Annotated in this window: 22 protein-coding genes; 6 read left to right on the top strand and 16 right to left on the bottom strand. The window is 51.2% G+C overall.

The features are described 5' to 3' along the window. Nucleotides 1-25: 25 nt before the first annotated feature. From LUCIF_RS15215 to LUCIF_RS15195, 5 genes are all read right to left on the bottom strand, one after another. Nucleotides 26-481, bottom strand: a complete 456-nt coding sequence (locus tag LUCIF_RS15215) for a PTS sugar transporter subunit IIA (protein WP_122628741.1) — start codon at nucleotides 479-481, stop codon at nucleotides 26-28. Continuing rightward, nucleotides 456-1,439, bottom strand: coding sequence for a 1-phosphofructokinase (pfkB, locus tag LUCIF_RS15210; protein ID WP_122628740.1), 984 nt, complete (start codon nucleotides 1,437-1,439; stop codon nucleotides 456-458). Before pfkB ends, LUCIF_RS15215 begins: the two co-directional genes overlap by 26 nt. Before the next feature lie 383 nt (nucleotides 1,440-1,822). Beyond that, complete coding sequence (locus tag LUCIF_RS15205) at nucleotides 1,823-2,554, bottom strand: peroxiredoxin (RefSeq protein WP_207857792.1); 732 nt, start codon at nucleotides 2,552-2,554, stop codon at nucleotides 1,823-1,825. 78 nt (nucleotides 2,555-2,632) lie between these two features. Then, entirely contained in the window at nucleotides 2,633-2,944 is a 312-nt protein-coding gene (locus tag LUCIF_RS15200; protein WP_207857783.1) for an AzlD domain-containing protein, read from the bottom strand. Between the two features lies 1 nt (nucleotide 2,945). Further along, nucleotides 2,946-3,641 carry an AzlC family ABC transporter permease gene (locus LUCIF_RS15195; protein ID WP_122628738.1) on the bottom strand — a complete coding sequence of 232 codons (696 nt, stop codon included), beginning with the start codon at nucleotides 3,639-3,641 and terminating at the stop codon, nucleotides 2,946-2,948. A gap of 117 nt (nucleotides 3,642-3,758) precedes the next feature. Between LUCIF_RS15195 and pdxR the strand changes: the two genes are divergently transcribed. The 5 genes from pdxR (at nucleotide 3,759) to cooS (ending at nucleotide 10,675) form a co-directional block, all read left to right on the top strand. Next, entirely contained in the window at nucleotides 3,759-5,270 is a 1,512-nt protein-coding gene (gene pdxR, locus LUCIF_RS15190; RefSeq protein ID WP_122628737.1) for a MocR-like pyridoxine biosynthesis transcription factor PdxR, read from the top strand. Between the two features lie 250 nt (nucleotides 5,271-5,520). Then, a complete protein-coding gene (cobT, locus tag LUCIF_RS15185) occupies nucleotides 5,521-6,594 on the top strand; it encodes a nicotinate-nucleotide--dimethylbenzimidazole phosphoribosyltransferase (RefSeq protein WP_122628736.1) in 1,074 nt (357 codons plus the stop codon). Further along, nucleotides 6,591-7,661: a nicotinate-nucleotide--dimethylbenzimidazole phosphoribosyltransferase gene (gene cobT / locus LUCIF_RS15180; protein WP_122628735.1), complete on the top strand. Its 1,071-nt coding sequence runs from the start codon at nucleotides 6,591-6,593 to the stop codon at nucleotides 7,659-7,661. The genes cobT (LUCIF_RS15185) and cobT (LUCIF_RS15180) overlap by 4 nt, the downstream gene beginning before the upstream one ends. 7 nt (nucleotides 7,662-7,668) lie before the next feature. Then, a complete protein-coding gene (locus LUCIF_RS15175) occupies nucleotides 7,669-8,088 on the top strand; it encodes a hotdog fold thioesterase (protein ID WP_243638736.1) in 420 nt (139 codons plus the stop codon). 466 nt (nucleotides 8,089-8,554) lie between these two features. After that, complete coding sequence (gene cooS, locus LUCIF_RS15170) at nucleotides 8,555-10,675, top strand: anaerobic carbon-monoxide dehydrogenase catalytic subunit (RefSeq protein ID WP_122628733.1); 2,121 nt, start codon at nucleotides 8,555-8,557, stop codon at nucleotides 10,673-10,675. A gap of 34 nt (nucleotides 10,676-10,709) precedes the next feature. Here cooS and LUCIF_RS15165 read toward each other — a convergent pair whose 3' ends face one another. The 6 genes from LUCIF_RS15165 to LUCIF_RS15140 form a co-directional block, all read right to left on the bottom strand. Then, entirely contained in the window at nucleotides 10,710-13,124 is a 2,415-nt protein-coding gene (locus LUCIF_RS15165; protein WP_122628732.1) for a heavy metal translocating P-type ATPase, read from the bottom strand. A gap of 57 nt (nucleotides 13,125-13,181) precedes the next feature. Next, nucleotides 13,182-13,451, bottom strand: coding sequence for a metal-sensitive transcriptional regulator (locus LUCIF_RS15160; protein WP_122628731.1), 270 nt, complete (start codon nucleotides 13,449-13,451; stop codon nucleotides 13,182-13,184). Between the two features lie 457 nt (nucleotides 13,452-13,908). Next, nucleotides 13,909-14,145, bottom strand: a complete 237-nt coding sequence (locus LUCIF_RS15155; protein ID WP_122628730.1) for a YgaP family membrane protein — start codon at nucleotides 14,143-14,145, stop codon at nucleotides 13,909-13,911. Nucleotides 14,146-14,147: 2 nt separating this feature from the next. Continuing rightward, complete coding sequence (locus LUCIF_RS15150) at nucleotides 14,148-17,378, bottom strand: efflux RND transporter permease subunit (RefSeq protein ID WP_122628729.1); 3,231 nt, start codon at nucleotides 17,376-17,378, stop codon at nucleotides 14,148-14,150. After that, nucleotides 17,375-18,502 (bottom strand): efflux RND transporter periplasmic adaptor subunit, encoded by a 1,128-nt coding sequence (locus LUCIF_RS15145; protein WP_122628728.1) that lies wholly within the window; start codon nucleotides 18,500-18,502, stop codon nucleotides 17,375-17,377. Before LUCIF_RS15145 ends, LUCIF_RS15150 begins: the two co-directional genes overlap by 4 nt. Nucleotides 18,503-18,515: 13 nt before the next feature. Next, nucleotides 18,516-19,856, bottom strand: coding sequence for a TolC family protein (locus LUCIF_RS15140; protein WP_122628727.1), 1,341 nt, complete (start codon nucleotides 19,854-19,856; stop codon nucleotides 18,516-18,518). Between the two features lie 352 nt (nucleotides 19,857-20,208). Between LUCIF_RS15140 and LUCIF_RS15135 the strand changes: the two genes are divergently transcribed. After that, on the top strand, nucleotides 20,209-20,700 hold the full coding sequence (locus LUCIF_RS15135; protein WP_122628726.1) for an acyl-CoA thioesterase: 492 nt from the start codon (nucleotides 20,209-20,211) through the stop codon (nucleotides 20,698-20,700). 34 nt (nucleotides 20,701-20,734) lie between these two features. Here the strand turns inward: LUCIF_RS15135 and LUCIF_RS15130 are convergent, their stop codons facing one another. From LUCIF_RS15130 to LUCIF_RS26135, 5 genes are all read right to left on the bottom strand, one after another. Further along, nucleotides 20,735-21,223 carry a CBO0543 family protein gene (locus LUCIF_RS15130; RefSeq protein ID WP_122628725.1) on the bottom strand — a complete coding sequence of 163 codons (489 nt, stop codon included), beginning with the start codon at nucleotides 21,221-21,223 and terminating at the stop codon, nucleotides 20,735-20,737. 464 nt (nucleotides 21,224-21,687) lie between these two features. Then, a complete protein-coding gene (locus LUCIF_RS15125) occupies nucleotides 21,688-22,128 on the bottom strand; it encodes a DVU_1555 family C-GCAxxG-C-C protein (protein ID WP_122628759.1) in 441 nt (146 codons plus the stop codon). A 58-nt stretch (nucleotides 22,129-22,186) separates the two neighbouring features. After that, entirely contained in the window at nucleotides 22,187-22,810 is a 624-nt protein-coding gene (gene cobC / locus LUCIF_RS15120) for an alpha-ribazole phosphatase (protein ID WP_207857779.1), read from the bottom strand. Beyond that, entirely contained in the window at nucleotides 22,758-24,140 is a 1,383-nt protein-coding gene (locus tag LUCIF_RS15115) for a DVU_1553 family AMP-dependent CoA ligase (RefSeq protein WP_207857777.1), read from the bottom strand. Before LUCIF_RS15115 ends, cobC begins: the two co-directional genes overlap by 53 nt. Continuing rightward, nucleotides 24,137-24,775, bottom strand: a 639-nt coding sequence (locus tag LUCIF_RS26135) for a hypothetical protein (RefSeq protein WP_122628723.1), incomplete at its 5' end; no start/stop codon positions are given. The genes LUCIF_RS15115 and LUCIF_RS26135, both read right to left, overlap by 4 nt.

Genomic DNA, 24,775 nt, shown 5'->3' with positions numbered 1-24,775 from the left:
ATTGGTATTGGCCTTTTCCCTAAAGCTACACTTCGTTTGCCTCAATCACCTCCCGCACTTCACGTCCTGTCGCGGCCTGCCGCAGCCCCTTCAAAAAAGATTCGTGCATCAGCATACGCGCCAGCTTGGACAATGCCCGCAAATGTATATCTTCCCCCTTCTCCGGAGCAGCAATCAAGAAAAACAAATCCGCTCTGGTGCCGTCCAAAGACTGAACATCTACGGCATTTTTCAATCTCCCCATGGCCAATGCCGGTTTGATTACCGCGGCGGATTTGGCATGAGGGATGGCGATGCCGAACCCTACGCCGGTCGTCCCATGTTCCTCCCTTTTTTTCACATCCTGCAGATACGCATCCACGTCGGATACCGCTTCGCTTTTCACAAAAGTGTCCGCCAGTATCCGCCAGACATCTTCCTTGGTAGCGGCATCAATTCCTAATACAATACGGTCTTCATTCAATAAGTCCACGATTTTCATGATTGTCCTCCTGTTTTACGATTTGCACATAGTCTAATAAAGTTGTTACATCCGCCTGGGAAGCCGCCTGCGTTCCCGGCTGAGCGACGGAAGCCGCCGCGGCGGCCGTACCCAGCCTTACCCGTTCGGCCAGAGGCAGCCCCCGGACTTCCCCGACCGCCAGTCCGGCAACCATGGCATCTCCCGCCCCCACCGTACTTCCCACTTTCACCTTGGGCGGGCGGACAATCCACTGCTCATCCCGGCTGGCAGCCAAAGCGCCGCGTTCTCCCAGAGACACAACGACTTGCTGAATACCGCCGGCCAATAATTCATTTACAGCCTTCAACAGTTCCGCATCATTCCGTAATTGACGCCCCACCAATTGACTCAATTCCGGCAGATTAGGTTTTATGGCATACGGTCCGGCTTTGATTCCTTCGGCCAGCGCATTCCCGCTGGCGTCGAGAAACACCTTGCAGCCATACTGATTCAAGACTTTGATAAATTCCTGGTAAATAGCGCCGGATGCACCCTGCGGCAAGCTCCCCGCCAGGATAAACAGTTCATGGTCTGCAGCCAGTTGACGGACAACCTCCTGCAGCCGCTCGCAATCCGCCTGAGAGCAATTCAGTCCGGGAAAATTGATTTCACTTACCAGGCCATTGGATTCATCCACAATTTTGATATTAACCCGGGTCGCTCCCTCGACCTCGACGAAACGGTCATGAATCTGTTTATTTTGAAAAAACCTTTTGAAGAATTGAGAATTATCTCTTCCTAAAAAGCCGGTAACCGTAGCGGTACACCCCAGTGCGGTTATAACTTTGGCAACATTAATGCCTTTTCCCCCGGCATCAAACCGGTCCCGGCTCACGCGATTGACCTGACCTAATTGGAACGTATCGCAATAAACCGTCTGATCCAGGGCCGGATTCAAGGTAACGGCTGCAATGGTAGTCTGCAATTTTTTTTTCATTTTACACCTCATGGTGGTATCCCTATTTGAGCAATACCTTTTTAAACAATGCTCGTTTATGTTTATTTGCATTTATTTATGCTCATTATAAAGGAGATGGCACTGGTTGTCAATCACTTTCAGAAGATTTATAAAAATCCATACGCCGTATATCCCATAAATAATTTCGGCCCTAATTTCCCTGCATAACCCGGATTTCACACCCTGAACTTATGGCGACAATATTTCTCCTGATTTATATTATTTTACAAACTTCTTCAAACTAACAGAATCATTCATTAACGTGCATGATCTTGCATATTTATTTAAGAAATCAAAAATATTTTATCATCAAGTAAACCCCGGCTACTCCCAGCCGGGGTTTACTTGATGATATCGTGCCGCTAGCGGCATGGAGGACCGGCCGCCGGATGACGCTTTTCACAAGCGGTAACCGTTTCGCACTTTTTAATACTTTTATGGCAAAGCCACCAGTCAAAACATTCCATTTCACCCTGTTCAGCCTTTTCCAGACGCTCCCGGGCTGCCTCTTCCGTAGTGGGCGGCGGAATAATAACATCGCTGCCGATCAGCTCATTCGCCGGCCAATTCGCCGGTGTAGCCACGCTATACCGGTCGGTTGTCTGCAATGCATCAATCAGCCGCAGGATTTCCCCCATATTGCGACCTACTTCCTGGGGATAGTATAAAATGGCCCGGATAATTCCTTTATGGTCTATTACAAATACCGCCCGTACCGTATTCGTTCCCTTTTTCGGATGAATCATGCCCAAACGGTTAGCGGTTATGCCTAATTCATCGGCAATAACCGGAAAGGCTATTGACACCCCCAGACGGTCATGAATCCACTCGATCCATTTCAGATGGGCGTACACCTGATCAACGGACAGACCAATCAGCTCCGTATTAAGCCGGCAAAACTCCTGGTATCTTTTTTGAAAAGAAACGAATTCCGTGGTGCAAACAGGGGTAAAATCCCCGGGATGGCTGAACAGGACAAACCATTTTCCGGTATAATCGCCGGGTAAATTAAGATAGCCATGGGTGGTTTTTACCCGCATTTCCGGAAACCGGTCCCCCAATAAAGGCATGTGAAAATCAGCGGATTCCTCCATTATGCATCCCCCTTTTTCACCCATAGTAAGACTTTATGTAATATATTCTATGCCCCCCCACGGTAAAATTGTGCCAAGTTAAGAGAAACAGACCCGCAATAAAATCATTGCCAATAATCCCAGTCCCATTGTCCAAAGCACATTATTAAAACGGTAAGCCGCCAATACGGCAATCGCGCCGGCCAGTAAGTAGTGATTTTCCAGGCTGACTTCCATAGTTCCGTGCGGCAGCAATAAGGCCGGCGCAATCAGAGCCGTCAGCATGCCTGTAGGAACGTGCTTCAACCACCGGGCCACTGCGGGAGAAATGCCGGTTTTGTTAAATACGGCGAAGGCGAGAGCCCGCGTTAGATAGGTTACTGCCGCCATTCCCAAAATAATGTTCATCATTTCAGTCCTCATATACCTCACCCCTTTCCAGCCAGATACCGGTCAGGCAGGCCGCCAAAGTGGCCAGTAAGATATACCATTTCCCCGGCAGATACACTGCACCTCCGATAGCCGTAAACGCCGCCACAGCAGAGACGATTATGCCGGTCCGGTCCTGCAGCCGCGGCACCAGCATGGCCAAAAAAGTCGCCGGCATGGCAAAATCCAGACCCCATCTTAGCGGGTCGCCAATATATTTTCCCAGTTCAAGTCCCAGCATTGTCGATATCAGCCAGGTCGCGTAACCTGTCAAATTTGTGCCCAGTTGAAACCAGGGTGAATAGCCCGCCCGCTCGGCGCGGTTCACGGTGACCATATACGTTTCATCGGCCATGTGAAAAGCTAAAAAAGCCTGCGCTCCCGCCGGCAGCCGGGTCAAATACGGAGCCAGGGATGCACCCATCAGCAGGTGCCGCAAATTAATCAAAAGGGTTGTAAGCACGATCATTACCCAGGCGTGAATCCCGGCGGCAATCATACTCACAGCAACAAACTGCGCCGCGCCGGCAAATACCAATACCGACATCAACATAACCTCCGCCGGCGTTAACCCGGCCGTCAATCCCATCACCCCGAAGGTAATGCCAAAGGGCATGATGCCAAATATAAGCGGAACCGTTTCCAGTATTCCCTGTTGCAATTCCCTGGTTCTATCCATGGCTTTCATCCTCCCCATTTTTTATTATTTCTTTATCATAACGGAAAGGAAAAACAGCGTAAATATCCAATTATAAAAATTAACCCCAATTTGGATATATTGGAGGAAATAGCGCAAATGGATATAGCCAAAATACTTTCCGATCAACAAATCACCCCTAAATCTTCCATTCCTATGTATCTGCAGATTGCCAACACCATTCAAAACAAGATAATGGCGCAGCTGCTGCCGGAAGGCACCCGTCTGCCGCCGGAAAGGGAACTGGCGGCTCTTTACGGTGTCAGCCGTACCACGGCCATTAACGCTTACCGTCAATTAGAACAATCAGGTATGGTCAAAACCAAAATGGGCAGCGGCACCTACGTGGCGGCAGCCATTAACCCGTCACCCACCGGTGTCCCCTGGTCCCAGCTCTTTGTTCCACCGCCGCAGACCACCATGGTTTCTCTGATACGGGAACTGATATCCGTTGAAATTACCGGCAATACCGTCTCCTTTGCCGCCGGCATGCCGGATCCCCGGCTCTATCCCACCGATCTGTTTCAGGAACTGTTTCTGCGCTATCAGAGAAAGTTAAACAATTTCGAGCTGGGGCATATCCCGACCGAGGGCAGCACCTCACTGCGCCGGGATGTGGTTTCTCTAATGAACCAGCAGGGAGTACAAACCGGTCAAAATAATACCATGATTGTATCCGGATCCCAGCAGGGGCTTTATCTTATCGCCAAAGTGTTCCTGTCCCCCGGCGATTATGTCGTCGTACAATCTCCTACCTATCTGGGCGCAATTCAAATCTTTCAGGCCGCCGGCGCCCGTATTTTAACCTTGCCAATTGCCGGCGCATTTCCCCTGAACCTGTTGGAAGATTACCTGATACGCTATCGTCCCAAACTCCTCTATATGCTGCCAACCTTTCAAAATCCAACCGGGCAGGTGGTACCCCTGGAGGAGCGTAAATCGTTATTGCAACTGGCGGCCAAACACCGCCTGGCAATCGTGGAAGACGACCCTTACAGTGAACTGTATTATGGCTCACAGCCGCCGCCATCCTTAAAAGCCCTGGATGACTACGGCTGTGTAATATACCTCGGCACCTTTTCCAAGGTCCTTTTTCCCGGTCTGCGTACGGGCTGGATGATTGCACCGGAAAAAGTAATTGACCGGGTTGCCCTGGAAAAACAATATGTCGACCTGCATAGTTCCAACCTGTCACAATGGCTGCTGCATCACTTTTTACAAGAAGGCCTCCTCGCCAACCATCTCCGCCATATCCGTCAGGAATACAAAAAACGGCGCGACAGCGCCGTCCATGCTCTCCGCCGCTTTAGCAACGGCCAGATTTCATTCCGGGAACCGGAAGGAGGTTTTTATTTGTGGTGCAGTCTCCCGGAAGGAGTTACTTCCCGCTCTTTACTGCATGAAACCGCTAAAACCGGCGTCACTTTCGTCCCCGGGGAAGCCTTCTATGCCGATGCAGGGGGAACTCACGAATTTCGTTTCTGCTTCGCCACCCATTCCCGGGATCTATCAACCGATGGCATCAAGCGACTGGCAAAATGTCTTGCGGGCTTGGAAAAAAATAAACCGGCCAACAGCCGGGACAATTTATCCCGGCGGCCGATTATCTAGGAAAAACCGCTAACGCGGTTTTTCGGCTCATAGCTCAGGGCGCAGGGCGCGAATAATGACCTTCTGTCCACTTAATCGCCTTGTCATAAACGGAGTGTAAGTGGCAACGATGGAGCATCACGGCTATAAAACGGTAATAATTTATCCGGCGGACGTAAAAATTATCAAAGGATATTAGCCGTTTCAGTCCGAACATCATAAAACGCGGTGAAAACTAAAAAACTGGTCTTTATAAACAGGGAGGTACTGAATGCATTTACTGCAAGAAACGTTAGCAAAAATTGCTCCTTTAAACAACGATTGCATGAAAAAAGTTCAACAACGCCTGGATAACCTGGCTAAACCGGTGGGCAGTCTCGGCCGCCTGGAGGATATGGTCAAACAATACGCGGGAATAACGGAACAAGTCAAATTAGCGGCACCGCATAATTGCATCGTCATGACCGCTGCCGACCACGGAGTGGCCAAATTGGGAATCAGTGCTTATCCCATCGAAACTACGGCGCAAATGACCGCCAACTATTTGCTTACCCAGGGAGCCAGCGCCAACGCCCTGGCCAATTTTTGCGGCGCCGATATCGTTGTGATCGATGTGGGGGTTGCCGCCGATTTGTCGCATCTGCCGGGCCTATGGCAGCGAAAAATTGCTTACGGCACCCGGGATTTCACTCAGGGACCGGCTATGACCCGGGAACAGGCAATTCAAGCCTTGGAGACCGGCATTGAAGTCGTAAATGACCGGCTCAAACATGGATACAACTGTTTTAGTCTGGGGGAAATGGGCATTGGCAACACCACTGCCAGCGCCGCCATGGTAGCCGCCTTTACCGGCATTTCGCCCGAACAGGCCACCGGCCGCGGCACCGGCATCTCCGATAGCCGTCTCAAAGTAAAGATTGAGGTTGTCCGCCGGGGCCTGGAGAAGAATCAGCCTGATCCCGGCGATGGTCTTGACGTTTTAAGCAAAATCGGCGGCTTTGAACTCGGTGCGTTGGCCGGCGTCGTACTTGGCGCTGCAGCCAACCGCTGCCCCGTCGTCATCGACGGCCTGAATACAACGGCGTCCGCCCTCATCGCTCATGCCGTGGCGCCGTTAAGCAAAGACTTTATCCTGGCATCCCACTTATCCGGCGAACCGGCTCATAGTAACGCCCTCAGCCATCTCGGCCTTACCCCCTGTGTGGACATGGGGATCCGTTTAGGAGAAGCGATTGGCGCTTCTCTGGTGGTGGATATGTTGAATATAGCCATAAAAACTTTTCATCAGACCGCCGTCTTCGATTCCGCCACAACTTGCCGCAACGAGGAGGGAACTGTATTATGATCCAGGATGCTATTGCCGCTATCGGGGCGCTGAACACTGAAACCATGGACCGCTGCCAGCTTCGGCTTGATAATTTAACCAAACCGCTCAACAGTTTGCACGGGTTAGAATACCTGGCCCGGAAAATGGCTGGAATTACAGGGAATGCCCGGCCCCGGTCCTTAAAGAAGAGCATTGTCCTAATGGCCGCCGACCACGGTGTTGCCGTCCGGGACCCCAGTCAGCCGCCTCCGTTTTCAACCGCCCGGAGAATGGAAAATATCTGCCGCGGCTGTGCCGCAATCAATACCTTTGCCGGGCATGTCGCCGCCAATCTGGTCCCTGTCGATATGGGCATCGCAGCGGATATGGCCGGGATGCCCCAGCTGCGCCAGGCCAAACTGGCTTACGGTACAAAAGATATTACAGGCGGACCCGCCATGACCCGGGAGCAGGCGGTTGCCGCCATCGAAACAGGCATCCGGATTGCCCGGGAGGAAATTACCGCCGGTACTCAGGTTATCGGCCTGGGAGAAATCGGCGTCGCCAATGCGATAGCCAGTACAGCTGTTATCGCCTGTTACTGCGGCCGGCCTGCCTGCGAGAAACCGGACGCAGCCCGGCAGCGGAAAATCGACCTCGTCGAAACCGCCTTATCCGTAAATCAGCCGGACCCCGGTGATTCCATTGAGGTATTAGCCAGAGTCGGCGGATTTGAAATCGGCGCCTTGGCCGGCGTGATTCTGGGCGCGGCTGCCTACCGGGCCGCCGTTGTTCTCGACGGACTGCCCACTGCCGCCGCCGCCCTGCTGGCTGTCAAGCTGGCCCCCGCCGCCAAAGAATATCTGATAGGTTCCCATTTTGCCCCGGAACCGGGTCATAAGGCTGCGTTGGAACGGATCGGGGTTCCCGCCTACCTTCATCTTGACCTGCAGTTGGGAGAAGGCACGGGGGCCGTGCTGGGCATGTCCCTCATCAATGCCGGATTGCATGTGCTGAATGATATGAAAACATTTGGCGAAGCCGAAGTAGCAATTGCTCAGGACGGCCCCGGCGCATCGAAGCAAAGCAAACATGTCAGAGATTAACTATAATATGGGGAGAGAAATTCAGCCTATGGAAGATGCAAGCTTAGAAAATACACTGGTAACCGCCTTGGGTATTCAGATACAGGAATTAACGGCCGGACGCGTTGTAGCCACAATGCCCGTTAACAACGCAACCCGCCAGCCCTTCGGCCTGTTGCACGGCGGTGCCTCCGTCGCGCTGGCGGAAACGGTCGCCAGTATGGGCACTTGTCACCGTATCGATATCACCAAAGAATACGCTGTGGGAATTGAGATTAACGCCAACCACATTCGCAGTAAACGGGACGGAATTGTCACGGCCGTGGCAACCCCCCTTCATGCCGGCCGGACCACTATGGTCTGGGATATAAAAATCATTGACGAACAGGAAAAACTAATTTGTGTATCCCGCTGCACAGTCGGCATATTTTCTAAGAAAGACCGTTAACGGGCTCTTGGCTCATGGCACAGGGCGCGGGGAAACCATCTGGAAATCATTTTGGACGCCAATCCAGGCAGAAGGATCGTCTTGTCATAAGCGGAGGTTAAGTGGTAACGGCGGAGCGTTGATAAGGCGATTCTTCTGCCGTTGACGGCTAATCTCCAGTGCCTAAGCCTATACATTATTTTTTAAATAACAGCCGTTATAAAAACGGCTGTTGTTTTTTATGGGATCGGAAAGTATAACTTTTCGGGTTGTTTCAAAAATAACACATTCTTCTTAAGAACCGAAAAGTAAAATACTTTCCTTCCACTTAAAGACCCTTTGGCTCTTTCTTGCCTGTGCATTAGAATCTGGGCGGCTTATCCATCATAAATTGAAATTCTTCCGGCTGCTGCCACTCAATCCATACATAAAAAGGGGCATTTACCAAACACTATACTTATATAAATCAGCATAGAGGAGGAATCCCATGTCAGACAAAGACAGCCTCATTCAAAGCACGGACCCCGTCAGCCGGGGCGACGTGGAGTCCGTTGCCGGCAAAGGAGACGCCAGCGGCACTAACCGTCCGGAAGACCATTTTGATGTCCATGCCAATATGAAAAAGTTTTACGATATCCAGAAATCTCCCCCACCGGCCGAAGTCTATGACTGGCAACGGCATCATATTCAGGTTCATGACCAGGGCAAAGACGGGTATCCTTTGAATATTATCATTGATCCTGCCATGCGGGAAATGTACCAGCATGTGCATGCCCAGGGACTTACCAACGTATTTGACCGCTGGGAACAGCAGGAAAAAATCCGCTGCGGCTTTTGCATCCAGGGTCTGTCCTGCCAGCTTTGCGCCCAGGGGCCGTGCCGTATCAACGCCAAAGTTCCCCGGGGAGCCTGCGGAGTAGACGCACACGTTATGGTGGCCCGCAATTTTGTTTATCGTCATGTAACCATCGGTACGGCTGCCAACATCTTTCACGCCCAGCAAGCCGCCCGGACTCTGAAAGCGGCGGCGGAAAAACCGGAAAGCGGCCTCAAGATCCGTGACCAGGACAAACTATACAAGTACGCTGAAATGGCCGGTCTCAACAGTAAGCAGGACGTGTCCAAAGTCGCCGCCGACTTCGCCGATTGGGTACTTGCGGATATGGGGAAACCCTACTACGAAGAAGCGGCCATGGTTCAGGCCTTTGCTCCCGCCAAGCGTAAAGATTTATGGCGCGAACTGAAGATCTTTCCCGGCGGCGGCAACAGCGAAGTGGCCTTTGCCCAGACAAAATGCATGACCAATCTAAATGCCGATGCCGTTGATTTCCTGCTGACGTCGGTGCGTCTGGGCATTATCAATGAATATCAGGGCCTGTTTGCCCTCGACATCCTTCAGGAAATCCTCATGGGTACGCAAAAGATCCATAAAACCCGGCAAAACATGGGGTTGTTAAAACCGGAAAGTGTCAATATCATTACGAACGGCCACATGCCCCTGACCGCCCATGTTGTCATCGAGCTGGCCTCCACCCCCGAATGGCAGGAAAAAGCAAAAAAGGCCGGTGCTGCCGGCATTCAGGTTCTCGGTCATGTCTGTGAAGGTCAGCAATTGCTAAATTACACCGGCACCCAGTCTATGCCGGCATACGGCGGGCAGGAAGGCGAATGGCTGTCGGAAGAATATCTTTTGGCTACGGGGGCTGTGGATTTATTTATGTTTGACTACAACTGCACCGTACCGACACTGCCCCTTTACGCCAAACGCTTCGGCACCCGGATGGTCAGCACCCATGAAGTAATCCGGCTGCCGGACACGGAAGTCGTCGAATTCATACCGGAAAAAATGAAAGAACAGGCTGCCAAAATTTTGGATATGGCCCTGGAAGCTTTTCAGCGGCGAAAGGCGGAAAACCGGGAAATCTATATTCCTCCCTATACCAGCGAATGCACGGTCGGCTTCAGCACCGAACCCATAAAGGCGGCGCTGGGAGGCACCTGGGAGCCGCTCCTGGACGCCATAAAAAAAGGCAGCATCCGCGGCATTGCCACCATTGTCGGCTGCACCACAGCCCGTTACGGCCAGGGAGGCAGCAATATCTTCCGTATTGCCAAAGGTCTTATTGGCAAAGACATTTTAGTCCTGTCCGGCGGCTGCACTTCCTCGGTCATGGAATATACCGGCTTAACCCGGCCGGAAGCGGCGGAAGAATGCGGTCCGGGCTTAAAAGCGGTCTGCCGGCAGTTGGGTATTCCCCCGGTTCTTTCTTACGGCGCCTGTGTCGACATCGGCAAAATGACGCACACCGCCAAAGAACTGGCCGATGCGCTTGGTGTCGATACCAATATGCTGCCCTTGGTCATTGGCGCCCCGGAATACCTTGAGCAAAAAGCCGTGGCCGACGCCTGTACCGCCATCGCTCTTGGCTGGCTGGTACATGTAGCTCCCGTGCCGTCCGTAACCGGCAGCGACGTGGTTGTAAAAACCCTAACCGAAACAACGGAAACTCTCGGCCTTGGGAAATTGATGGTGGAACTAAGCGCCGACAAAACAGTCCAGATTTATGTGGATCACATTGAAAAGAAACGCCGGGGGCTGGGTATATAGGGAAAAACCGCCTGAGGCGGTTTTTTTCCTATTTTCACGCCTGGAACCGTTTTAACCTGAGCGCGTTGGATACGACCGAGACCGAACTAAAGGCCATAGCTGTTCCGGCGATGACCGGCGATAAATAACCGGCCGCCGCCACCGGTACTCCCAATGAATTATAAATCAGCGCCCAAAACAAATTTTGTTTTATATTGCGCATCGTAGCCTTGCTAAGTTTTATCGCAGCAACCAGACCGCGCAAATCCCCCCGCATAAGGGTAATATCGGCGGCTTCAATGGCCACATCCGTACCGGTGCCGATGGCAAATCCCACATCGGCCGTAGCCAGCGCCGGCGCATCATTAATGCCGTCACCGACCATAGCAACCACTTTGGCTTCCCGTTTCAACATTTCCACCTTGGCCGCTTTGTATTCCGGCAGTACCTCAGCCATCACATTGGTAATGCCGACCTGCCCGGCAATGGTCCGCGCCGTACGCTCGTTGTCGCCGGTAATCATCCAGACCTCAATGCCCATCTGCTGAAGTTCTGCAACTGCCATAGCGGAATGTTCTTTCACCACGTCGGCCACGGCCAGAAGCGCCGCCATTTCCTTATCCACCGCCAGCAGCATAACCGTTTTTCCCTGCTCTTCCAGGCGTTCAATCTGCGGCAATACCGCCGTTATGTCAATTGAGTTGTCGCTCATCAGCTTGCGAGTACCGATCAACAAACGCTTATTGTCAAGGGTAACCTCCACTCCCTGCCCGGGAATAGCCTGAAACGTTTCAGGGTCCGCTGCCTTTACGCCTTGAGACCGGCCGTATTTGACAATCGCCTGCGCCAGCGGATGCTCGGAATTTTTCTCCGCCCGCACGGCCATTGCAAGCACTTCGTTAGAAGAAAACTGAGCTAACGGAATCACATCCGTCACCGCCGGCTCTCCTTTGGTTATTGTCCCGGTCTTATCCAGAACGATGGTCGTCAGCCGGTGGGCATTTTCCAGGTGTTCCGCCCCTTTAATCAGGATGCCGCTTTCCGCTCCCTTGCCGGTCCCTACCATAATGGAAGTCGGTGTCGCCAGGCCCAGGGCGCACGGACAGGCAATCACCAGCACGGCCGTAAAATTCACCAGGGCCCGGGAAAAATTACCGGGGTCAAAGATAAAGTACCAGCCGGCAAAGGTTAGCACGGCGATACCGACAATGGCCGGCACAAAATACCCCGAGACCACGTCGGCAAAGCGCTGAATAGGCGCTTTGGAACCTTGGGCTTCTTCCACAATGCGTACAATTTGCGCCAAGGCGGTATCCTTGCCCACTTTGGTGGCCTTGAATTTAAAGGTGCCTAACTTATTAATGGTAGCGCCAACAACTCCATCTCCCGTCTTCTTGTCCACCGGGATGCTCTCGCCGGTCAGCATGGACTCATCCACGGTAGAGTTTCCTTCGGTAATGAATCCATCCACCGGTACTTTTTCCCCCGGCCGGACGATAATAATGTCGCCGGCTGCTACTGCCTCCACCGGAATGTCGGTTTCCTGGCCGTTCCTGACAACGCGGGCCGTCTTGGCCTGTAATCCCATCAACGCCTTAATGGCTTCCGAAGTCCTTCCTTTAGCTTTAGCCTCCAGCAGTTTGCCAAGAATAATCAATGTAATCAAAATTGCCGAAGTTTCAAAATAGAGTTGCGGCACACCGCGCATAACATTAACCAGACTGTAAAAATAAGCTGCCGACGTGCCCAAAGCCACCAGTACATCCATATTGGCACTGCCGTTGCGAAGAGCGCTGTACGCGCCGCGATAAAACTGCCCGCCGGCGACAAACTGGACCGGCGTAGCCAGAACTAACTGCAGGTAGGGATTTTGCAGCAATTCACTGATAGCGGATATTTTGCCGAAAAAGTGCATCCCCATTGCCCACAACAACGGAAAAGAAAGAAAAGCGGCAAGAATCAGCCGGAAACGCTGCTTGCCAATCTCTGCTTCCCGCTCCTCCTTTTCCCGGTCTACTTCTCCGGCCACGGCAAGATTATGCGCTTCATATCCCAGCCGGCTTACGGCCTGCTTCATTTCTTCCACCGTTATTTCGCCGGGATTATATTCCACAACCGCCTTTTCCGCCGCAAAATTCACCGCAGCCTGATACACGCCCGCCAGTTTGTTCAATCCCTTTTCTATGCGGTTGGCACAAACGGCGCAGCTCATCCCGGTAAGTTTTAGTTCTACTTTATCTTTTATGACTTTGTAACCCAGTTCTTCCACTTTAGACGCAATATCTTGCAATTTTACCTGACCCGCATCATAAGTAACCGTTGCTTTTTCGGCTGCAAAGTTAACAACGGCCTTTTCCACACCGGGCAGCTTGTTCAACCCTTTTTCAATTCGATTGGCGCAAGCGGCGCAAGACATGCCGCCTATTTTTAAAATTGCGGCATGTTCCTCTTTCCCTGCCGTATTGGTCATTTTGCTCACACCTTTCCGTTCTTTTTATCTGTCTTATATGCATTCGTTTCTTGCCTGTTATTTAGTAAACTGCTTTAGGACATCCATTAATTCATCAATACTTTGCTCGGCCCGGTCTTCCCGGATAGCCGACACGACACAACTTTTGGCGTGACTTTCCAGAATAATCAGCGCCACCCGGTTAAGAGCCGCCCGCGCCGCCAGAATTTGCTGCAATATGTCCACGCAGTAGCGTCCTTCATCCATCATTTTGTCAATCCCGTTGATTTGGCCTGCCACTTTCTTCAGGCGGACCCTGAGCTCACTTTTCTCCTTGTCATTTAACATGCCTTATCCCCCCAATGTACCATACCCCTGTACCGTATATATTTAAAGTATAAATAATTCTTGTCTTGCCGTCAATCCCTTTCTCGCTTTACTCTTAGTAATTTCCACCGCCGGCGCTCAGTATCCGCGAAGACCGCTTAGAGCGGTCTTTCGGCTCGTAGCGCAGGACTCAGGGCGCGGAAAAGCCCGTCTGTAAACCAGTTCGGTAGCAATCCCGGCAGAAGGATCGTCGTATTTTTTCCCAGAAAAAAACCGCCTATTCGGCGGTTAAGTCATCAATAATATTGGCGGTTAAGCATTTGTCGTAGGCAATATCGTATACATTGCAAACTTCCAGACGAAGTTCCGGTTTGTCATTACCCATTTTTATCACCTCTCTTTTAACTTAGAATTCATTGACTCAAGGGGAAACAAGGTCACGGGCGCGGAAAATCCGGACAACTGTAAAAGCAGCCGTCTAGCGCTTTGATTCTTCCGGACAGCGGGGCCTGATGCCCAGGTAGTAGAGAAAATTGGCCATCAGGCAAAACCCCGTAAGCGCAAAAACGACCAGGTTGACACCGACCAAAGCGGTAAGAATCAGCCAATAGGGACTAACCAGCCAGGCCAGCAAGAGGCTGAATAAAATGAAAACCCCCGCAACCAGCCAAATGATCCTCTCCAGATACCACTTTCCTGTATCGGCCTTATACATGATTATACACCTCCGCTAATTTCGGTTTCTTGGGTGTGTGTTTCTCTTTCCCGGTTCCGGAAAAATTCATAATATAAAAGGGGAACTACAACAAGGGTAAGACCGGTCGCCGCTACCGCACCAAACATCATGGCAATCGCCAGGCCTTGAAAAATGGGATCAAATAACATCACAAAGGACCCGACAACAACAGCCGCCGCCGTAAGCACAATCGGCCGCAGCCGCACCGCGCCGGCTTCCAGCAGCGCTTCACGCAAATTGTCTGATTTAGCCCGTTCCAGTTGAACAAAATCAACCAGCAAAATGGAGTTGCGCACGATAATCCCGGCCAAAGCAATGAAACCGATCATGGAAGTTGCCGTAAAGAAGGCGCCAAACAGCCAGTGCCCCGGCAAAATACCAATCAGGGTCAACGGAATCGGCGCCATAATGACAAAAGGTGTCGTAAAGCTGCGGTACCAGGCAACAACCAAAATATAAATAAGCACAAGTACGACGGCAAAAGCCAGCCCCATATCCCGGAAGACCTCGTAAGTGATTTGCCATTCTCCGTCCCATTTCATGGAGTATTTATCCTCCATCGAGGGTTGAGCCGTAAAATATTGCTGCAATTTGTACCCTTCCGGCAGTTTTAGTTTGGCAATTTTGTCTTTCATGTCCATGATGGCATACACGGGACTTTCCACAGCACCGGCGACATCGCCCGTCACGTAGGTAACCTGTTTCAGGTTTTTATGATAAATGGTCTTATCTTCGATCCCTTCTTTTTTTGTCACCAATTCCGACAGGGGAATCAGGCGGTTAGCGGCAGACATTACGCCGACTTGCCGGAGTGTTGCCAGATCAGACCGTTCGGCGGCGGGCATACGCAGGAACAGTTCCACCGGCTCCTTTTCTTTTTTAAAGTGAGCCAGCCCGACCGGCATTCCCTGCAAGGCAATCTGCTGGGTTTCGGCAACTGCTTCGGTACTGATCCCGTTCAAAGCCGCCTTGGTCTTATCTACCGCCAACGTAATTTTAGGCTGATCATCTTCCACATACCAATCTACATCAACAACTCCGGTGGTATGTTGAAAGATATCTTTGATCTGCCGGGCAATTTCAATTCGCCGTTTGCTGTCGGGACCGTATACTTCCGCAACCAGCGTGCTGATCACGGGAGGACCGGGAGGAATTTCCGCAATTTTAATTCTGGCGCCGAACCGGTCCCCGATCCGTTTCAGTTCCGGCCGCAGGCGCTTGGCAATATCGTGACTCTGGGCCTGCCGCCGGTCCTTGGCGACAAAATTGACTTGCATATCGGCGGAATTGCTGCCTGAGCGCAAATAGTAATGCCGGACCAGACCGTTAAAATTGTAAGGCGCAGCTGTACCGACATAGGTTTCATAATCGGTTACTTCCGGTACGGTTTGCAAATAGTTTCCCAGTGCATTAACGGCTGCGCCGGTTTGTTCCAGCGTTGTACCCGTCGGCATATCGACGATCACCTGCAGCTCGCTTTTGTTATCAAAGGGCAGCATTTTCACCGTAACTGCCTTCAGAGGAAGCAGCAACATAACCAGCAGCAGCAGTCCGGCTACCCCGCCCAGGGCGAACCGCCGTTTTCTGCTGTTATCCAATAACGGTCCCAGAATCTTTGCATAGACCGACCGCGCCTTGCCGCCTTCCTTTCGGCCCGGCTCCTGTTTCACACCTTTAAGCACTTTATAACTGAGCCAGGGACTTACAATAAACGCCACCAGCAGGGAAAACAACATGGCGGCGGATGCACCGACCGGTATGGGACGCATATAAGGCCCCATTAAGCCGGATACAAAGGCCATCGGCAAAAGGGCTGCAATCACCGTAAAGGTCGCCAGAATGGTCGGATTCCCCACTTCATCCACCGATGCAACTGCTGTGGCCGAATCGATTCTATACATTGTAAAATGACGGTGAATGTTCTCAACCACCACAATCGCATCATCAACCAAAATGCCGATCGAGAAAATCAGCGCAAATAATGTGACCCGGTTTAACGTATAGCCGTATAAATAACTGATCAGCAAAGTAAGTGCCAGCGTTACCGGTACGGCGACGGCAACCACGATGGATTCCCGCCACCCCAGGGCCAGGGCAATCAGAATGACAACCGAGATGGTGGCGATCAGCATATGATCTAACAATTCGTTGGATTTTTCCTGGGCCGTTTCGCCGTAATTGCGGGTAACGGTCACATTGACCGCTGCGGGAATCAGCGTACCCTTCAACGCTTCTACCTTACGCAGCGCATCTGCGGCAATCGTACTGGCGTTGGAACCTTTTTTCTTGGAAACAGTGATGGTTACCGCTTCCCGCCGTCCGGCGCCGCTTACGGGAATCCCCTTTTGCAAGGCCGCCGGGCCAAAACCGATAAAGGTATAGTTCGCCGGTTCCGCCGGCCCGTCGTAAATGGCTGCCACATCGCTGAGATAAACCGGTTTGCCGCCGTCTACCGCGACAATCACCTTCTCTACATCGTGTACATTATTAAGAAAACCGCCTGTTTGCACCAAATATTCCTGATTGCCGGCGGCAAAAGCACCCGATGGAATCATAAAATTGGCTTTTTCCAAAGCCCCGGCAATCTGATAAGCCGACGTATGATATGCTTTAAGGCGTACCGGGTCCAGGGTGATCCTGATTTGTCTTTCTGGGCCGCCAATTACGGAAACATCAGAAACATTGTCTACTTGCTTGATTTGGTCCCCTACTTCGGTCGCAATCCTTCGCAGTTCATAACTGGAATACTGGTCGTCATTACTCCACAAGGTCAGCGTCAGGACCGGCACATCGTCAATCGACTTCAGCCTGACTAACGGGCGGGATACGCCGGGAGGAATTTTATCATAATTGGACATTAGCTTACTATATAATTTGACTAAACTGTCTTCCGCATTTTCCCCGACTTTAAACCGGACAATGGTTAAGTTGGAGCCGGGCTTAACCGTAGAATAAATGTATTCCACTCCCGGGATTTCCCATAAAAACTTTTCCATAGGATTGGTCACCCGTTCCTCCACCTCTTTGGCGGATGCGCCCGGATAAGACACCATGACATCAACCATGGGCACAACAATTTGCGGTTCTTCCTCCCGCGGCGTAACCAATACGGCAAAAACACCCAGCAGCAGAGCTACCGCAACGGCAATCGGCGTCAATTTAGAATGAATAAATGCGTTGGCAATCCGGCCGGCGATTCCCCTGGTCTTCATTGGGAATTCACCTCTTTTACAATTCCGCCGTCAACCGCCTTGTCGGCACCCTCCACAACTACCTTGTCGCCGGGCTGAATCCCTGCTACGATTTCAATCTGTTTGCCGTATTCTTTTCCCGTCTTCACGATCCGGTAAGAAATAACCCCCTGACTGTCAACCGTATAAACCCCGGTCAATTGTCCCTTAGTAACGATTGCTCCCGCCGGCACCAAAATCCCTTCCCGCCGGCCTACAGGTATGCGAATGCGGGCATACAAACCGGATTTTAGACCGCCACCGGGGATTTCAATTTTAACATGAAATTTCCGGGCAGCCGGATCAATGGCCGGAGCTACCTCTGTAACCTTCCCGGTTACCTGCCGTTCCAGCGAATCAATGAATACATTCACCGTCATGCCGGTATTGATTTTATCGGCCAGGCTTTCTGCCAAATCAGCTTCTACCGTATAAGTAGTATTATCATCAATAATCAGCAAGGGCACTCCCGTTACGGCCATACTGCCCACATCCGCCTTTTTAGCTGCGACAACTCCGGCAATGGGAGCTACTACCCGGGTAAAGTCATAATACGCCTGAGCTTCCGCCACCCCGGCCCGGGCCTGGGTTACGGACTGACGCTGCCGTTCCAGTTCCAGGTCGGCTACTTTCTTCTGATTTTCTACCTGGTCCATCTCCTGCTGGGAAACCACTTTGTCATCATACAATTGTTTATAGCGTTCATAGGTCGTTGTCATCAACGACTGGTTCTGCCCGGCCACAGCCATCGATTGCAGCGCTTCCTCATACCCGGCCTGAGCCGACCTGACTTTGGGAGCCACATCCCTGTCGTCAATGGTTAAAAGCACCTGGCCTTTTCGGACTCTGTCTCCTTCCTTCACCAAAATAGCCGTAATATTGCCCATGACCTTACTGGCAACCGCACTAACGGTTTTAGCTTTTACCGTACCTGACGTTTCATAAAAATCATCCAGCGCCGTCCGTTTTGCCGCTGCCACGGTAACGCCGGTTACCACCGGCCGATTTATCGCGGCGGTACCGGGTTTGACTTTACTGCCGCAACCTGTCGTAAGCAGGAAAACGGCAATGACGGCGATTCCCAGGAATGCAGCCTGTTTCTTCATACTTTTTCTCCCCTCATTTTATCGCAAAATCAGTTAATAATGTCCCGCTGGAATAACTCAGCTTAGTGAGGGCCTGCCGGTAGTTATTTTCCTTTTCCACCACCCCGGCTCTCGCATTGTCAAGATTCAGTTGCGCATCCAATACATCGACAATAGGGGACAAAGAATTCTGATATCTGGCCTCCACCAGGCGTTTTCCTTCTGCCGCACTAGCCAGAGCCGCCTGGGCCAGTTCCACGTTTTTCGCCGCTTCTTCCACCCCGGCGAAGGCTTCATATACTTGAAAAGCCACTTTCTTTTTTAATCCGTCAAGGTAGATGCGGGATTCTTCGAGCTGCCGCCGCGCCTTCCGGCTTTCATGCTCTGTCCGGGTCCCGTCAAAAACGTTCCATTGTAATACCGCCATAACCTGCCAGTTATCACCGGCTGAACCGAAAGGCTTATCCGGATCATTCATCTGGTAGCCGGCGCCGACAGAAAAGGTGGGCAAATTCCCCGCCGCCTTTAAATTCACATTGTTTTGGGAATTTTCGCAGCGCAATTCCAATGCTTTCACATCAGCCCGGGCTTTTGCCGTATTGGTATAATAACCAATGTCACGCAAAGGCAGGGAGGGAAACGAGCCGTCAATTTCCACCGGTTCCGCCTTCCCCAAAAGAAGCCCCAGTTGACGTTTGGCGACAGTCAGATTTTTTTGCACACTCACCAGTTTTTCTTCGGCACCGGTTACGGCTGTCGACGCTCTTAACATATCGGAATACAATCCCAAGCCCGCTTTATACCGGGAATCAGCAATGCGCAAATGCTCCCGGGCGTCGACCAGCGCTGTTTCGGCTGCGGTTTTATACTCAGCCGCCGTATGCAGCGACAAATAGGCCTGAACCACCGCAAAAGCAACCTCTTCTCTTTTCCGGATAAAATCCGCCTGTTGCGCCGCATATTCCTGCCGGGCCATGGTAATGCCAATATCGGCCTCTTTGGCCACAACTGGCTGCATAATGGAAACAGTGGTTTGGAAATCATTAATTAGGCCCGGTTGATTAAAGGTATCGGGCGCCCCTTGCAAATCCTGCAATGTAAATCGTCCCTGATCCATTTTAGTGGAAAATACATAGCCGGGATTGTTGGTGCGCAAGGCCCGTTCCTCTAACGTAACCTTCGGCAGCAGCCTGCTGTTGGCAACGCCGATTTCTTCCTTGCCTGCCGCCAGCGATTCGCTTGCCGCCTTGATCTCGTCATTATTATTCAACGCCTCCTGAATCGCTCCGGTTACCGAAAGTCCCGGCGCCGCAGCCAGAACGGGCTGCACGGCAAAAAGAAATATTCCCAAAACCAAGAGAAAAAAACGGTTCATAAAGCACCTCCCTTAAATCCTTTTGTCCCCACCCCTCCCCGAGGGGCATTTGTTGATTTCATTGTAGCCTATTTTTTTTCCGCTGTAAATAACGAATTAATTTTTTCTTCCACCGCTTTTATGGTATTGTCCTACCCTATATGTATTTAAGACCAAGCCGGATGATACCGATTCAAACACAGCGGTAAAAAAAACATACCCTCACCGTTCCCATTCCCGGAAAAACAAACCGTTTATTGTAGCCGGATTAAAAACTAAATTGCCAAAAACAGGATTTGATGATATTATAAACCCTATATCACCTAGTAACAATTATTAAATTATAAAAAAATTAAATAACAGGAGGTTATTCATGCACACCAAAACGGTCCAACATTCCAAGGTAACCATGTCTACCGTGATGTTGCCGCAGCATGCCAATCCCGCCGGCAATGTTCACGGCGGGGAAATCATGAAGCTGATGGATGACGCAGCCGGAGTGGTTGCCCGCCGTCATGCCCGTACCAATGTCGTAACGGCGTGCGTCGACGAACTGCAGTTTCATCACCCCATTCTGATCGGCAATGTCGTTACTTGCCACGGACAGCTAACTTTTGTTGGTAAAAGTTCCATGGAAATATCCATAACCGTGACTGTAGAAGACTTATCCCAGGAGGAACCGGCCAAAACCGCCTTAACGGCTTTTTTTACCTTTGTCTCCCTGGATGAAGCCGGCAGGCCCCATCCCGTCCCAGTTTTGGAAATTACCACCGATGAAGAGCGCTGTTTATTCGAACGGGGCCGCCAGCGCTATCTGTCCCGCAAACATCAGGAAGATAAGCCTGCTTGCACAACCCTAAAGTAAGAAACGGCTATCAAATCAAAGGAAATAGGTTTATTTACTGGCGATTGCCAAAATGAATACAGCCCCAGCGGTAGAAGGCGATAAAAATCCGAATAATTAAAAAGCTAAAGGTCAGAGTATACAGCGAAGTAAACCATGTCCAACTTTTGTACACAATAAGTTCGGTATACAGTTCCAGGGGGTACTCGACGGCGACAATGCCGGCGCTAAAAAACAGCGCATAATAAATAACGGGCCACAGGCCGCTTTCCCTGGTAATCTGGTTGTATAATATACACAATACAGGAAATACCCATAACTCAAATAATATGCTTGTATTATAAAAATGCGGCAGCAGCCGGACAGGATAATCAATCAGACCCAGATTGACAATCGGACTGCTCCAGACAAAAGCCAGACAGTTCGCAAACAAATAAACAACAATCCAATCCCGGAAAAAGCGCCAGTCAATGGCGAATAGGAAAAGAAATAAAGTAATTAATGCCGCCGTAGCATTAATAATTTGTTCTGTAGTCAGAATCATAATCATATCTCCGTATATACTTCTTCTCTTTTTCAGCCCTTTACTATGTAGTAGCATTCCCCGGCAAGGGAGAATTGAGTAAGAAAAAACCGCTAACGCCTTTTTTCGGCCCATGGCGCAAGGATCGGGGCGCAGAGAAACCATCTGGAAATCATTTTTTGCGAACAATTCAGGCAGAAGGATCGTCTTGTCATAAGCGGAGGTTACGTGGCAACGGCGGAGCGTTGATAAGGCGATTCTTCTGCCGTTAACAACTATCTATGTAGTCCTTTAAACTTATACTTTCTTAGATTTTAGTAAGAAAGACCCAAAGGGTCTTTAAATGGAAGGAAAGTATTTTACTTTTCGGCTTTTTTAGGAAGCATGTGTTATTTTAAAAATAACCCGAAAAGTTATACTTTCCGGTCCCACAAAAGAAGACCGCCGGCTTATTGGGAAATAAGCCGGCGGTCTTCTTTTGCCAATCAGGCTTCATCAGGTTCACTGCCGGTAACAAACCCGTTGTCTTCCAGGATTTCCATAACTTTCAGATAGGTCTCCGTAACCACATTCGGGCAGCGCAGCATACGGTTCCAGGGATCCTCGTTCAGAATAATCCGGCAGTCAATGCCGCCATAATCTTTCCCGAACCGTTCTTCAAACCAGACCACTAATTCCTGAATCATAATGTTTAGCCGGTGGTTCTCCTGCTCCTCCACCTCACCCCGGCCGGCGTACAGCCCCAGTAAGCAAACCGCGCCGGTCAGTGTTCCACAGATTTTCCCTTCAAAACCCAGCCCGCCGGCGAGTCCCGTCATTGCCCGGATCAAATCCGGATTGCTCTTTCCCTGTCTTTCAAGACCCAAAATCAGCAGGATCTGACTGCAGTGAAACCCTTGCATATTCAGTTGGGCAATCCGAGCCATTTCAGACACTTGGTACCCTCCTTTCCGTTGTTAAGTATTCGATGCAAAACAACAACTTCTACCGGCCCGTAAAGGCACAGTAATTAACCAGTTTTACCTGATAGCCGTAACTACTGCATTGAATCATATTTAAACAGCCATAGTCCTGGGATATTCGAAAAAGATTGGCCAACGGAATTCCCAGCATATAGCATAAGAGCACCCGGTTAACTCCCGCGTGGCCGACGAGCAGAATGGGCCCCTCTGTCGCCGTAAGAATATCATGAAAAGCAGCCACCACCCGCCGGCTGCAGTCGGCAAAACTCTCGCCGCCGGGGACCCGGTAATAGCCAATGTCCGCACCGCGGGCCTTAAACTCATTGGGGAAATGCCGCGCAATCTCGGCGAATTTACAGCCCTCCCACCGGCCCAGGTCGATTTCCCGCAATTCTTTACGCGGGATAACAGCTATGCCTTTATCACCGGCCAGAATCGCTGCAGTTTGCCGCGAACGGATTAAGTCACTGCAAAATATCGTACCGATATTTGCGCCGGCAAGCCGTTTTTGCAACCCCCGCGCTTGCCTGACACCTGCCTCATTCAGCGGCAAATCCAATTGTCCTATATATCGCCGCTGTTCATCTTCCAATTCAATCTTCCCATGCCTGACCAGAAATATCAGCCGGTTTTCCGCCAAATTCACTCAGCTCCATAATCGTTCGTTTTGCTGGCTTTGGTGAAACTATCGCACCATAGCGGGAAATTATGCTTATCCTTAGCGTACCGTCCTGCCGGGCCTGATAAATTGCCGGTATGCTGTCCAAAGCCCGGTGAATTTCCCTTTCCGTTGCCGGGCCGGAGTGTCCTGCTATCGAGGCGTTAACCATCAATTGGGTCGTCCGGCGTATGTTATCAACGGCAGCCGTAAAATAAACCACTCCCGCTACCGCAAAGATGGCTTCGTCTAAATCGGCCAGAGTAAAATACCGGCCGCTGCTTAGGACAACCTGTCCGTTTCGGCGGGTTCGAATCCGCTCCAGCCGCCGTAAAACCGAGCCACAGCCGCATAGCCCGGGGAGAAACCGGGAAATATCGCCGGTACGGTAGCGAATGAGCGGCATTCCCTGACGGGTCAGCGTTGTAAAGACAACTTCCCCTTCCTGTCCATCCGGCAGCACCTTGCCTGTAACCGGGTCAATAATCTCAAAATATAAATCCGCTTCCCGCAAATGATACCCTGTATGAAGGCCGCAGTCGACCCCTCCCCCTAACCCCATTTCGGTCATGCCGTAATGCTCGAACACTTGGCAGTTCCAGCTCCGGCGCAATTCCCGGACAATTGCGTCCGGGACATGATCGGTGCTTAAAAGCACACTTTTAAGCCGTAACGGCCGCCGTCCCGTAACAGCCGCATGGCGGGCCAAAGCAAGTACCTGTGCGGGAATACCAACCAGGGAATGAATCCTTTCCCGCTCCATGGTCCTGAGCGTTGCCCGGATGTCGGTAACAATACCATGCGGCACCGGACGCACACCCAGGCGTCGCAAAGCAATGGCCAGCAGGTCACCGACACAGCCGGAGCGTTCAACAGGCAACAAGATGAGTACCCGGTCTCCCGCTTCCACCAGGGTAGCCATTCCCTGCCGGAAAAAATCAATTGTCAGCTCCTGCTCGGCGGCGGTAAAGAAGAGACGCTTGGTCCGGCCCGTTGTGCCGGAACTGTCCAGGGTTACAACCCGGCTGATTTCATTTTGTGATACACAAAGAAATTGCAGTCCATGTTGCCGAATATCTTCGGCCGTCGTAAAAGGAAGCTGCTCCAGGTCAGCCAAACTAAGAAGTTCCGTTGCCGTAAAATCTTTCAGTAATTCCCGGTAGAACGGGCTGCGGCCAACGGCTAAGCAGATGGTCTCTTGCAATTTCTGCAGTTGATACCGTTCAATCTGCTGCCGTGTTAAGGCAGTTCCGCTTAGTCCCAGCCGGTTTGCAATCCATGCTTCCAGGGGGGTCTTGTTTAGCATCGCCGCCTTCATGGTGTCACCGGCGAGTTATAGTCAGGACGGTATAGCGCCTTACCTGTTATATCTGTTAAATTGTAGGCACAAAACGGGATAATGCGCTGTTCCGGGCCGACCACGTGGATAAAACACTCCCGCAAGCGCTCCAGATCAAGGTTCCAGACATCCTGAAACGCCATACCGGATATGGAAAAGGAATACTTTTCGGTTCGTTCCAGAAAGGAATCCAGACTATCCGTGTTCACGGCCGGTAAAGCATCCGGCTGGACCGGGGATATTTCTCCCCTTTCCCGCGGTGCTGCCCAGCGTTTGGCAACAAAAGCCTGCGCTTTCCTGGCCCCTTCTCCCGCCAGGCGCGGCTGGCAGCAGCATCCTTGCTGTTCTTCTTCTCTTGTCCAGGTTAGGAATTCTCCGTTAGCCAGCAAAACAAAATTCCCATGAAAAGAACAATAGGCATTTTCGGCGGAGGGAGGACGAAAATCGCTACTCTTCATTTTTCCTTCCGTTTGGCGTTCGATGGCGGTAATCACTTCCGGGATGGTAATCCGGTCCTTATCGGCGGGAGCTTCAGGATAACGGCCAAAATAACTGACCGGCTGAAAATGAATGCCCCGTACGGCCGGCATCCTCTCAACGGCAAATTGAATCAT

It is taken from the genome of Allolucifera butyrica (genome assembly GCF_900476375.1).
In the GTDB taxonomy this organism is placed as follows: Bacteria; Bacillota; Negativicutes; order Sporomusales; family UPPP01; genus Lucifera; species Lucifera butyrica.
Note: the sequence above shows the minus strand (reverse complement) of the source record. Positions and strands in the feature narration are given on the sequence as shown.